Annotated in this window: 11 protein-coding genes; 4 read left to right on the top strand and 7 right to left on the bottom strand. The window is 71.7% G+C overall.

The window, feature by feature from the left end:
- Positions 1 to 44 precede the first annotated feature (44 nt).
- Together DFJ66_RS20150 and metG are read right to left on the bottom strand one after the other, a co-directional pair.
- Positions 45 to 881, bottom strand: a complete 837-nt coding sequence (locus tag DFJ66_RS20150) for a TatD family hydrolase (protein ID WP_121223242.1) — start codon at positions 879 to 881, stop codon at positions 45 to 47.
- Positions 878 to 2,671 (bottom strand): methionine--tRNA ligase, encoded by a 1,794-nt coding sequence (metG, locus tag DFJ66_RS20155; RefSeq protein ID WP_121223243.1) that lies wholly within the window; start codon positions 2,669 to 2,671, stop codon positions 878 to 880. Before metG ends, DFJ66_RS20150 begins: the two co-directional genes overlap by 4 nt.
- A 94-nt stretch (positions 2,672 to 2,765) precedes the next feature.
- Between metG and DFJ66_RS42865 the strand changes: the two genes are divergently transcribed.
- A complete protein-coding gene (locus tag DFJ66_RS42865) occupies positions 2,766 to 2,924 on the top strand; it encodes a hypothetical protein (RefSeq protein ID WP_170199031.1) in 159 nt (52 codons plus the stop codon).
- On the opposite strand, the gene rsmI is transcribed toward DFJ66_RS42865, so the two are convergent.
- Entirely contained in the window at positions 2,911 to 3,765 is an 855-nt protein-coding gene (gene rsmI, locus DFJ66_RS20160) for a 16S rRNA (cytidine(1402)-2'-O)-methyltransferase (protein ID WP_397556290.1), read from the bottom strand. The genes DFJ66_RS42865 and rsmI overlap by 14 nt on opposite strands.
- A 15-nt stretch (positions 3,766 to 3,780) precedes the next feature.
- Between rsmI and DFJ66_RS20165 the strand changes: the two genes are divergently transcribed.
- Entirely contained in the window at positions 3,781 to 5,352 is a 1,572-nt protein-coding gene (locus DFJ66_RS20165; protein ID WP_121223244.1) for a dolichyl-phosphate-mannose--protein mannosyltransferase, read from the top strand.
- Here DFJ66_RS20165 and DFJ66_RS20170 read toward each other — a convergent pair.
- Complete coding sequence (locus DFJ66_RS20170; RefSeq protein ID WP_121223245.1) at positions 5,335 to 5,799, bottom strand: Lrp/AsnC family transcriptional regulator; 465 nt, start codon at positions 5,797 to 5,799, stop codon at positions 5,335 to 5,337. The genes DFJ66_RS20165 and DFJ66_RS20170 overlap by 18 nt on opposite strands.
- Before the next feature lie 110 nt (positions 5,800 to 5,909).
- Here DFJ66_RS20170 and DFJ66_RS20175 point away from each other — a divergent pair, with 110 nt between their 5' ends.
- The gene (locus DFJ66_RS20175) at positions 5,910 to 6,302 is read left to right on the top strand and encodes a DUF2000 domain-containing protein (protein WP_211351237.1); all 393 of its coding nucleotides are present in this window, start codon (positions 5,910 to 5,912) and stop codon (positions 6,300 to 6,302) included.
- Entirely contained in the window at positions 6,299 to 7,432 is a 1,134-nt protein-coding gene (locus tag DFJ66_RS20180) for an APC family permease (RefSeq protein WP_121223246.1), read from the top strand. Before DFJ66_RS20175 ends, DFJ66_RS20180 begins: the two co-directional genes overlap by 4 nt.
- Here the strand turns inward: DFJ66_RS20180 and DFJ66_RS20185 are convergent.
- From DFJ66_RS20185 to DFJ66_RS20195, 3 genes are all read right to left on the bottom strand, one after another.
- Positions 7,365 to 9,335, bottom strand: a complete 1,971-nt coding sequence (locus DFJ66_RS20185; RefSeq protein ID WP_121223247.1) for a serine/threonine-protein kinase — start codon at positions 9,333 to 9,335, stop codon at positions 7,365 to 7,367. The two genes, DFJ66_RS20180 and DFJ66_RS20185, sit on opposite strands and share 68 nt — an antisense overlap.
- A gap of 16 nt (positions 9,336 to 9,351) precedes the next feature.
- Positions 9,352 to 9,912 carry a TetR/AcrR family transcriptional regulator gene (locus DFJ66_RS20190; protein WP_121223248.1) on the bottom strand — a complete coding sequence of 187 codons (561 nt, stop codon included), beginning with the start codon at positions 9,910 to 9,912 and terminating at the stop codon, positions 9,352 to 9,354.
- Between the two features lie 375 nt (positions 9,913 to 10,287).
- Positions 10,288 to 11,589, bottom strand: a complete 1,302-nt coding sequence (locus tag DFJ66_RS20195; RefSeq protein ID WP_121223249.1) for a carbohydrate-binding protein — start codon at positions 11,587 to 11,589, stop codon at positions 10,288 to 10,290.
- Positions 11,590 to 11,624 lie beyond the last annotated feature (35 nt).

The raw sequence follows: 11,624 nt of genomic DNA on the forward strand, positions 1-11,624 counted from the left end.
CCCGTCAGGGGAGCAAGGACATCCGCCGATCGTCGTAAGCACTACTACGACTGCACCAAGTCACGGAGTTTGAAGACCCGCTCGGCGTTCCGGGTGACAGTTGACGCTAGTTCCGCTGGATCTTGATCACGGAGTGTCGCAATGTCACGGAGGGTGTAGTTGGCGCAGAAGGGCTCGTTCGGGCGTCCCCTGAAGGGATGCGGGGTCAGGAACGGCGCGTCCGTCTCGACCAGGACGTGGTCCGCCGGGACCCACCGGGCGGCTTCCCGCAGGGCGTGGGCGTTCTTGAAGGTCACCGTGCCCGCGAACGACAGCACGAACCCGCGCTCCACACAGGACCGCGCGAAGGCGAGGTCGCCGGAGAAGCAGTGGAAGACCACTGTGGACGGCGCACCCTCCTCGTCCAGGATCTTCAGGATGTCGTCGTGCGCTTCCCGGTCGTGGATCATCAGCGGCTTGTCGACGCGCTTGGAAAGCTCGATGTGCCAGCGGAAAGCGTCGTGCTGGGCGGCCGGCGGGGCGTAGTCCCAGTAGTAGTCCAGCCCGGTCTCGCCGATCGCGACCACGCGCGGTTGGACGGCCAGTCGCTCCAGTTCGGACCGGTCGGCGTCGGTGAACTCCGACGTCCGGGTCGGGTGCAGGGCGACGGCGGCGAAGACCCGGTCGTCCCACGTGGCCGCCTGGGCGGCCCAGCGGGCGGACTCGACGGTGTCCCCGACCGTGATCACCCGGTCGACGCCCGCCGCGTTCGCCCGGTCCAGCATTTCCGCCACCTGCTCGGGTGTTTCCGCCCCGCAGGCGTCGAGGTGGGTGTGGGCGTCGACCACCGGTGCCGGAAGCGCTTCCGGCACCGGCGGCCGCTCACCCTTGCGCGGTGTCACGACGTGACGATCGGGGCCCACTCCGGGCCGGTCTCCGCCAGCTCCGGCGCGAGCTTGGCGAACAGCGGCGCGGGCTTGGCCAGCGGTCGGCCCACCTCGATCGGCGTGGACTCCCACTTCGCCTGCTCGGCCGCGTAGTCACCGGTCAGCACCGGGTACTTGCGGTCGGGCACGTCGAGGTCGGTGACCTCGTTGATCGACGGCTGCGCCGCCCACACGCCGGTGCCGCCCAACGCCTCGTGCACCTTCTGCGCCGAGTGCGGCAGGAACGGCGTGAGCAGCGCGTTCGCGTCCTGGACGACCTGGAGGGCGGTGTGCAGGACGGTGTCCCGGCGCGCCGGGTCGTCCTTGAGCTTCCACGGCTCCTGGTCGGACAGGTAGCGGTTGGCCGCGCCGACGACCTTCATCGCCTCGGTGGCGGCCTGCTTGAACCGCGACCGGCGCAGGTTCGCGCCCACGACGTCGAAGGCCTGCTTCGACAGCGTGAGGAGGTCGTGGTCGGCGTCGGTGCGGGTGCCCGGGGTAGGGATCGCGCCGACGTTCTTGTGCGCCATCGAGATCGACCGGTTGACCAGGTTGCCCCACTCGTTGGCCAGCTCGAAGTTGGTGCGGCGGACGAACTCGTCCCAGGTGAAGTCGGTGTCCTGGTTCTCGGGGCCGGCCACGGAGATGAAGTAGCGCAGCGCGTCCGGGCCGAACTCGCGCAGGAAGTCCGTCACGTAGATGACGGTCCCGCGCGAGGTGGAGAACTTCGAGCCGCTCATGGTGAGGAACTCGCTGGAGACGACCTCGGTGGGCAGGTTCAGCTCGCCGAACGCCCCCGGCTGCCCGCCCTTGGCGCCCTGGCCGTTCTGGCCGAGCAGGAGGGAGGGCCAGATGAGGGAGTGGAAGACGATGTTGTCCTTGCCCATGAAGTAGTAGCCCTGGGCGTCGCCGGTCCAGAACTCCTTCCAGGCGTCGTCGTTCCCCGTGCGGCGGGCCCACTCGACACTGGCGCTCAAGTACCCGATCACGGCGTCGAACCACACGTAGAACCGCTTGAGCGGCTGGTCGCGCCACCCGTCGAGCGGGATCGGCACACCCCAGTCGAGGTCGCGGGTGATCGCGCGCGGGCGGAGGTCCTTGATCAGGTTCTGGCTGAACTTGAGCACGTTGGGGCGCCACTCGGTGCGGGTCTGGAGCCAGCCGCCGAGCGCGTCGATGAACTGCGGCAGATCCAGGAACAGGTGCTCGGTCTCGACGAACTTCGGGACCTCGCCGTTGATCCGGCTGCGCGGGTTCTTCAGGTCGATCGGGTCGAGCTGGTTGCCGCAGTTGTCGCACTGGTCGCCGCGCGCGCCGTCGTAGCCGCAGATCGGGCAGGTGCCCTCGATGTAGCGGTCGGGCAGGGTGCGGCCGGTGGACGGGCTGATCGCGCCCATCTCGGTCTTGGGGACGACGTAGCCGTTGTTCCAGAGCGCGAGGAAGAGGTCCTGCACCACCTTGTAGTGGTTGCCGGTGGTGGTGCGGGTGAACAGGTCGTAGGACAGGCCCAGCCCGTGCAGGTCCTCGGCGATCACGCGGTTGTACTTGTCGGCCAGCTCCCGCTCGGTGAGGCCCTCCTTCTCCGCCTGGACGGAGATGGGGGTGCCGTGCTCGTCCGTGCCGGACACCATCAGCACCCGGTGCCCCGACATCCTCATGTACCGCGAGAACACGTCGGAGGGGACACCGAACCCTGATACGTGACCGATGTGGCGCGGGCCGTTGGCGTAGGGCCACGCCACCGCGGTCAACACGGAGGCACTCATGGTCCAAGCCTACGGAGGTACCGCCACCGGGTTTCGCGCGGCTCGCCGTTGGCGGCTGCCGCGAACCGGCGCCAAGTTCCGCGATCATGGGCGCGTGAACGGGCGTGCGCTGCGGGACCTGATCCAGAGGTGGGCCGGCAAGGCGGAGGTCGATGACGAGTTCGCGACCAACGTGGCCGCGGCCCGTGACATGGCGTCCGCCGAGCTGGATGGCGACCCGTGGTCGCCTGACCAGCCCGTCAGCCTCCGCTGACCACGGCGTCGTACAGGGCCTTCTTGCTCACGCCCGCCGCCTGAGCCACCTCCGCCGCCGCCGCCTTCAGCCGCTCGCCGTCCGCCACCCGCTGCTTCACCTCGGCGACCAGCGACTCCATCGAGGGACCCTCGGAAGGGGCAGCCGGCCCCAGGACGACCGTGATCTCGCCCTTCACGCCCTCGGCAGCCCATTCCGCCAGCTCGCCCAGCCCACCCCGCCGCACCTCTTCGTAGGTCTTCGTCAACTCCCGGCACACCGCCGCCCGCCGGTCAGCCCCCAGCACGGTCGCCGCGTCCGCCAGGGTGGCTGCCAGCCGATGGGGTGATTCGAAGAACACGCACGTGCGTGGTTCCGAAGCCAGTGCCGCGAACCAGCGCTGCCGCTCCCCCTGCTTGCGCGGCGGGAAGCCCTCGAAGCAGAAGCGGTCCGACGGCAGGCCCGAGACCGCCAGCGCCGTGGTCACCGCCGAAGGACCCGGCAGGCACGTCACGACCAGGCCCTCCTCCACGCACGCCGCCACCAGGCGGTACCCCGGGTCGGACACGCTGGGCATCCCCGCGTCGGTCACCAGCAGCACGGTCTGCCCCGCGTGCAGCGACTCCAGCAGGCCGGGCAGGCGGCTGGTCTCCACCTGGTCGTAGAAGCTCACCACCCGCCCGCCGACCTCGACGTCGAGCGCCGCCGCCAGGGCGCGCAGGCGGCGCGTGTCCTCGGCCGCCACCACGTCCGCCGTGGCCAGGGCGTCGACCAGGCGAGGCGAGGCGTCTCGGATGTCGCCGAGCGGAGTAGCGGCGAGCACCAAACGGCCTGATCCGGATACAGGTCTCACACCGTTCACCCTACGATCGGGCCCGTGAGCCTGATCGCACCGCAGTCCGCAGACGACGTGGTCGACGTCGGGGACGTGCCCCCGACCAGCCCGCCCCCGGGCAACGACCGCGCGACGCGGGCGCAGCAGCTCGAACCGGGACCGCTGAGCAGCACCCTGCGCGGGTGGCTGGTCACGCTGTCCGTCGCACTGCTCGGCGGTGTGGTGCGGTTCTGGAACCTCGGGTTCCCGACCGACAAGGGCACCCCGATCTTCGACGAGAAGCACTACGTGCCGCAGGGCGCGCAGGTGTGGCGCAACGGCGGTTACGAGGACAACCCCGGCTACGAGCTGATCGTCCACCCGCCGCTGGGCAAGCAGCTCATCGCGCTCGGCGAAGGGCTGTTCGGCTACGACGGCGTGGGCTGGCGGTTCGCCTCCGCGCTGGCCGGGACGCTGACGATCCTGCTGGTGGTGCGGATCGCGCGGCGCATGTCGCGGTCGGACCTGATCGGCGCGATCGCCGGTGTGCTGCTCATCGCGGACGGCGTCAGCCACGTCCAGTCCCGGATGGGGATGCTGGACATCTTCCTGGCGCTCTTCGTGGTCGTGGCGTTCGCGTGCCTGGTGGCCGACCGGGACCAGGTGCGGTCGCGGCTGGCGGTGGCCGTGCGGGAGGGTTGGGCGACGCAGTCGGTGTTCGGGCCGGCGCTGGGCTTCCGGTGGTGGCGGTTCGGCGCGGGTGTCGCGCTGGGGCTCGCGTGCGGCGTGAAGTGGTCCGGCGTGTGGTACATCGCGTTCTTCGGCGTGCTGTCCGTGGTGTGGAGCGCGCTGGCGCGGCGGTCGGCGGGCGTGGAGCGGCCGTGGACGGGCGCGGTCGTGCGCGACCTGCTGCCGTCGTTGTTCTCGCTGCTGGTGATCCCGATCCTGGCCTACCTGGGCACGTGGTGGGCGTGGTTCGCCAGCGAGACCGCCATCGACCGGCACGTGGTGGGCGCGAAGCTGCCGGACAACTCGTGGATCCCCGACCCGCTGCGCGCGCTCTGGTACTACAGCAGCAACGTGCTGGACTTCCACACCAAGCTGGTCACGTCGGACACCAACCGGCACCCGTGGGAGTCCAAGCCGTGGACGTGGCCCATGGGCCTGCGCCCGATGCTCTACTACTACGAGGGCGCGGTGACCGGCTGCGGCGCGGCGACGTGCGTGGGCGCGATCATGCTCATCGGCACGCCCGCGATGTGGTGGCTGGCGTTCCCGGTGCTCGCGTGGGCGATGTGGAAGTCGATCGCGAAGCTGGACTGGCGGTACGCGGCGGTGCTCGTCGGGTACGGCGCGGGCTTCCTGCCGTGGTTCATCAACGTCGACCGGCAGATGTACTTCTTCTACGTGACCCCGATGGCGCCGTTCCTGGTGCTGGGCATCGCGCTGGCCCTGGGCGAGATCCTGGGCGCGGCGAACTCCGGCCAGGAACGCCGCGGCACGGGTCTGCTGGTGGTGGCCCTGTACGTCGGCCTGGTGGTGGCGAACTTCGTGTGGCTGTGGCCGATCTTGAACGGCATCCCGATCACCCAGGAGATGTGGGAGGCCCAGCGCTGGCTACCGTCCTGGCGGTAGCTCGGTCAGGACCGGGTTGCGGGTGCTTTCGAAGATCACCGAGCTGCGGAAGCTCAGGACCTCGCGGCGTTCGCTGAGGCGGTCGATCAGGAACTCGTGCAGGTGTTCCAGGTCCTGGACGGCGACGTGGACGAGGAAGTCGTCGTCGCCCGCGCACACGTAGGTCGCCAGCACCTCCGGCAGCGCGATCAGGGCCGCCTTGAAGTTGTCGATCACCGCCCGGCTCAAGGGCCGGATGCGGCACGCCACGAACGCCTCCACCGGCCGGTTCAGGGCGGTCAGGTCGATGTCGGCGTGGTAGCCCTTGATCACGCCCCGCTCGCGCAGGAGCCGGACCCGTTCGAGGGCGGTGGACGGCGCCACGCCCAGTCGTCTGGCCAGTTCCCGGTTGGTCAGCCGGGCATCTGTCTGGAGATGGCGGATGATCGCCGAATCAAGTTCGTCCACGCGCCGATCATGGCACGCCGTGCCGAATAGGGTTCGGTGAACTCACCTAGAAGCGCGTCAGGTGGCTAGTTTCCCAGGCATTCCACCGATCGAATGAATGGGAAACCGCTGTGCTGCCCACCAGGATCGTTCTCGTCCTGCGCGCCGACCTGCCGCCCAACCTGGCCGCCAACGCCGCCGTCGTCCTCGGGCTCAGCCTCGGCGCCCGCCTGCCCGACGCCCTCGGCGACGACGGCAAGGACGCCGACGGCACCACCCACCTCGGCATCACCGGCCACCCGGTCCCCGTCCTCACCGCCGACGCCGCCACGATCAAGCGCCTGCACGCCGCCGAAGGGGTCACCGCGATCGGGTTCACCGAGGTCGCCCGCCGCGCCCGCGCCTACGACGCCTACCTCGAAGACCTCGCCCGCTCCCACGCCCCGGAGTTCGTGGCGGTCGCGCTGCACGGGCCGCGGGACGTGGTCACCAAGTTGACCCGCAAGCTGCCGCTGATGTCATGAGGCTGACCGCGATGTACCTCGGCGCGGTGCTGGGGCCTGGCGTGTTGGTACTGCCGGCACTGGCCAACCGCGCCGCGGGTCCGGCGTCACTGCTGGCCTGGGTGCTGTTGCTGCTGCTCAGCGTCCCGGTGGCGATGTCCTTCGCCGAGCTGGGCACGCGCTACCCGGGCGGGCACGGCGTGGCCGGGTTCGTGGGGCACGCCTTCGGCCGCCAGGCGCAGAACACCGTGGCCTGGTGGTTCTACGCGGTGGGTGTGCCGGTCGGGGTGTTGGGGGGCGCGCTCGTCGGCGGGCAGTACGTGGCGCACGCGGCGGGCGGGCACCCGCTGGTCTGGGGGACGCTCATCCTCGCCGCCGCCTTCGCCGCCAACTACGCCGGGTTCCACGTCTCGGCCACCGTCCAAGTGCTGCTCGTCGGCCTGCTCACGGCCCTGGTGGCGACGGCGATCGCGTTCCGCCTCCCGCACGTCACCGCCGCCGACTTCACGCCCTTCGCCCCGCACGGCTGGCTCGCCGTCGGCACCGCCGCGACCGTCCTGTTCTTCGCGTTCGCGGGCTGGGAGGCGGGCAGCCACCTGTCCGGCACGGCCGACCCGCGCCGGGCGACCCGGCGGACCCTGGTCGTCGTGGCCGTCCTCTACCTGGGGCTCGCGGTCGCGACGGTGGCGGTGCCGGGGGACGTGCCGCTGGCCGTGCTGCTGGAACGGGCCTTCGGACCGGCCGCCCGCGCCACGACGGCGGTCGCGGCCGTGCTGCTGACCTTCGGCGCGGTCAACACCTACCTGGCCGGGGCGAAGGAGCTCGGCACCGCGATGGGGCTGCGGAAACCGTTGAGCGTCCAGGCCGGGTGGTGTGCGGTCCTGCTCGTGGTGACGGCGGTGTGGCGGGTGGAGCTGGCCACGCTCATGGGGGTCACCGCGACGACGCTCGCCGCGGTGACGGCGGCGGGCATGGCGGCGGCGGTGAAGCTGCTGCCCCGGCGAACACCGCCCGCCGTCGCCCTGGCGTTCACGCTGGTGGTGCTGTCGTTCTCCGGCTGGTGGCTGCTGGTACCGGCCGGGGTCAGCGCACTGGCCTGGTCGGCGGCTCGGGTCGGTCGATCAGCCGCGTCACCGGGCCCTCGGTGCTGACACCCGCCTTCGACAGCCACGACCCCAGCTCCGCCCGGACCGAGGACAGCGACGGCCGCTTGGCCGGGTCGGCGTCCAGGGCGTTGGTGAGCAGCCGGGTGTGGGCGCTGTGCTGGGGCAGCTTCACGCACGGCTCGCCCTGGGCCGCCGCCATCAGCGACGAGATCGGGTTGTCCCGCGACCCGCGCGGCGGGTGGCCGGTCAGGGCGTAGCTGACCGTGGCGGCCAGCTGCCAGGCGTCCGACGCCGGGCTGGCCGCCTCGCCGCGCGCGGTCTCGGGGGCCAGGAAGTCCGGGGTGCCGACCATCATGCCGGTGGCGGTCAGCGTGCTGTCGCCCTTCGAGCGGGCGATGCCGAAGTCGATCAGGTGCGCGGTGCCGCTGCCGTCGACGATCACGTTGGACGGCTTCACGTCCCGGTGCAGCACGCCCTGCTCGTGCGCGGCGGCCAGCGCGTCGGCCATGTTGACCCACAGGCGGGCGGCGAGGGTGTCCTGGAGCAGGCCGTTCTTGAGCACCACCTCGGACAGCGGCTGGCCGTCGATGTACTCCATGACGATGGCCAGGCCGTCCGGGTCCTGCACGATGTCGAACACGCGCACGCAGTTCGGGTGCCGCACCGCCGCCAGCGCCCGCGCCTCGCGCAACATGCGCTGCTCGGTGTCGTTGTCCGGCGCGTGGGCGAGCTTCACCGCGACCGTGCGGTCGAGCTGGGTGTCCACGGCCAGCCACACCGTGCCGAACCCGCCCCGCCCGAGCTGGCGGACGCGCCGGAACCGACCGCCCGCCGGGTTCCACACCTTGCCGGAGTCGGCCGGGGGCGTCGGCGTGGACGGGGTCGCGCCGGGGCCGAACGGCAGCGGACCGGGCGTGTCGGCGAGCTGGGCGGGCTGCTGCTCCACGCGCGTGGGCCGCGGCGGCTCGCCGCCCGGCACCGGCGGCACCTCGGCGACCCGCGTCGGCGGGTACTGGCGCGGCTGGACCGGCTTCTGCATCGGCGGCGGCGTCGGGTTGTACGGCGGGACCGGCCGGTACGGCGGGATGTGCGCGGGCTGGTAGGGCGGCGGCTTCCCGGCCGGCTGGTACGGCGGCGGGTTCTGCTGGGGGTTGTGCGGCGGCGGGTTCTGCGGGTTCTGCCGCGCGGACACGGCCTGCTGCTGCGGCGTCGGCCGGGACGACGGCCCGTGCGACGCGGACGCGGGCTGCTGCGGCGTGGCCGGGGCACCGCGGTCCCGGCCGGGGCGGTTGAGCATGGCGGTAGTCAACCCGAAAATCCGCACGACGAGTGAGCCGATCAGCGCAATCGGGAAGAACCCGAGGAGCAGGTGGCCCACCAGCGTCACGGGGAGCAACGACGTGGCCACCAAGAGCACCAGGAAGGGTGGCCAGAACACCCGTCGGGGCCAGTTGGGTCCGAGCCGGAACGCCGAGCCGGCCTGCATCATCACGAACACCAGGCACAGCAGCGCGAGCACCGCCGTGACGCACGCGGCGACCAGGAAGACCTTGCCGTACTGGCCGGTGACCGCCTGGATCATCGGGGGCGCGTCCACGAGGTACTTGCGCTGCGTGAACGCCACGCACGGCGAGGTCGACAGCGAGTCCATCCCGTACAGCGAGCCGCGCTGGAGCGTCTCGAACGTGCCGGAGAACAGCACCCACGGCAGCACGAGCGTGCTGGTCACGCCCAGCACGGCGAACATCGCGCCGGTGACCGGCCCGTAGGAGTTGCCCACGACCCGGCGGATGGTGATCGACAGCAGTGCCGCGATGGTGGGCAGCAGGCCGATCAGCGCGCCGAGCGCCGTCGTGGTCCAGGCCCAGTCACCCGGGCACAGCGGGACGTCGGTAAAGCCGTGCAGCCAGTCCAGCAGCGACTTGGCCAGCTCCACGCCCTCCACCACCCCTTCTCGTCGCCTCTCAGGGTACGGGTGAGGGCCACGCCGACATGGCCGCATCCGCGACGTGGCGGAGTTCGTCGCGCGTCGCGCCGTCGCGGGCGAGGTCCGACATGCCGCGCACGACCGCCGCCACGTACACGGCCAGGGCGTGCGGATCGGTTCGGGCGGGCAGCCGACCGGCGGCGACGTCGACCCTGATCTTGTCCTCCACCGCGGCGATGGCGGCTTCGCGCAGGTGCCCCAGCTCGGGCGAGCTGAGGACCAGGCAGCCACGCGGCCGGTCCTCGGCGGTGTACTCGACAGCCGCTTCCCGCAACACCCGCTCGACGGCCCGGCGCGCGGTCGGCTCTTCGTCGAGGGCGCGGGTGGTGAACGCGCCGTAGGTCCGCCGGTACCGCTCGACGACCTCGTCGAACAGGGCTTTCTTGTCCCCGAAGGCCGCGTAGAGGCTCGGCGGGTTGACGCCGGTGAGCTTGGTGAGGTCGGCCACGGAGGTGGCGTCGTAACCCGCCCGCCAGAAGGCGCGCGTCACCTGGTCGAGGACTTCCTCCCGGTCGAACCCACGCCTGCGCCCCGCCACGACCGCATTTTATAACGACCACTACAGTCGCATTTTGTAAGCCAAAGGCGGTGCGCGCTTGTAGGCAACGCGGGCACGGGGCAGCGCGGGTAGCGGCGCGGCGGGGGGCGGCGCAGCCGGCGCTCTCGGCGGAGGAGGCCGGCTGTACCGAAAGGCGTCCGGAAGACTCGCCCCCAACCCCGTGCGCGCGTAAGTGGGGGCGGGGCGTCTCCGCAAACGCCCCGCCACCCGGTGGGGACCTCCAGGCGCCTCCGCAAACGCCCGCGGTCCCGGTGGGGGGAGGCGTCTCCGCAGCCGCCTCGCACCCCCGGTCGGCGCGGAAGGGGGGGTCCGACGGCGAGCGCCGGACCCCTCCCCCGCGCATGTGGCTCGCCGCTAGCCCACGCGCTCCCACAGGGCGGGCACGTTGGGCGGTTCCCAGCCGGTTTGGGACGTGTGCCCCTGCAAGCACCGGTACCCGACGCCGTCGTACGTCACGAGGGAGCCGATCGCGTACGTGGCGCCCGGCTGCCAGGTCGTCTGGCCCGGGTTGCTGGTCGAGGTGGTCGGCGACGTCGGTGTCGTCGGCGTCCCACCGCTGGTGACCAGCTGGAGGCCGTAGGCCTGGAGGATCTCGTTCACCGGCTGGAAGTACGTCGTGCCGCCGGACGAACAGTTCCCGGACCCGCCGGAGGTGACGCCCTGGGCCTGGTCACCGGAGATCCACGAGCCGCCCGAGTCGCCGGGTTCGGCGCAGGCGTTCGTGCGGACCACTCCGGAGACGGTGCCCTGGGGGTAGGTGACGGAGGTGTTGCGCTGCTGGATCGTGCCGCAGTGCCAGCCCGTGGTGGAGCCGGACCGGCACACCGACGCGCCCACCGGCGCCTCGGTCGACCCGGCCACCGGCACGGTGCCGGGGTAGCGGTTGACCAGGCCGCGCGGGGTGTTGCCCGCGGCCACGCGGACCCAGGCGTAGTCGTTGCCGGGGAAGCTGGACCCGGCGAACGTGCCGGTCGGCTGCGTCGTGCTCTGGCCGCTGGTGCCGCAGTGGCCGGCCGTGACGAAGCCGCCGTTGACCGAGAAGCCGACGGAGCAGCGTCCGCCGCCGCCCATGTAGTAGGCGTTGCCGCCGATCACGTCGATCAGCGGGCGCGGGTCCTCGGTCGAGGCCTCGATCCGGACGTCCGCCTCGTCCAGACCGCTGGCCTTCGCGAACGCCTTGGCGTTGCCGAGGTCCCGGGCCAACAGGACCACGGAGTTGGAGGGCAGGTCGACGTACCAGGCGGGCACGCCGGCCGGGACGTCCTTGTTCGCGTCGAGCTTGGCCTTGAGCGCGTCGAGCTGGATCTGGCTGCGCTTGACCACCTTGGGCGTGGCGCCGGCGTCCTTCACGGCCTGGATCTGGGCCGCGTTGGTGACGGCGACGGTCAGCGCGGCGTCCTTGTCGAGCCACGAGCCGGCGTAGGTGGCGCCGAGCCGTGCCTTGAGATCGTGGTCCACGCGGGTCGCTCGCGCTTCGCGGGCGAGCCGCGTGCGGGCCTGGTCAGGGGTCAGGCCGAGGTCGCGCGACAGGGCGGCGACCAGGTCGCCTTCCGGTGCTGGTGGCGGGCCGGCGATCGCGCTGCTGGTCAAGACCGCTGCGACACCGGCAGCGCTCAGGACCGTCGCGGCGACGGCGGCGGCGATGCGTCGAGTCATCCGCTGTCTCCTTGCAGGGGTGGTGACACGGGATG

The organism is Saccharothrix variisporea, from assembly GCF_003634995.1.
GTDB classification, from domain to species: Bacteria; Actinomycetota; Actinomycetes; order Mycobacteriales; family Pseudonocardiaceae; genus Actinosynnema; species Actinosynnema variisporeum.

What these genes read in the sequence shown, in the direction of transcription:
- metG (WP_121223243.1), bottom strand. Translation starts at nt 2,671, where the DNA reads ATGAGTGCCTCCGTGTTGACCGCGGTGGCGTGGCCCTACGCCAACGGC.
- DFJ66_RS20180 (WP_121223246.1), top strand. Translation starts at nt 6,299, where the DNA reads ATGAGGCTGACCGCGATGTACCTCGGCGCGGTGCTGGGGCCTGGCGTG.
- DFJ66_RS20195 (WP_121223249.1), bottom strand. Translation starts at nt 11,589, where the DNA reads ATGACTCGACGCATCGCCGCCGCCGTCGCCGCGACGGTCCTGAGCGCT.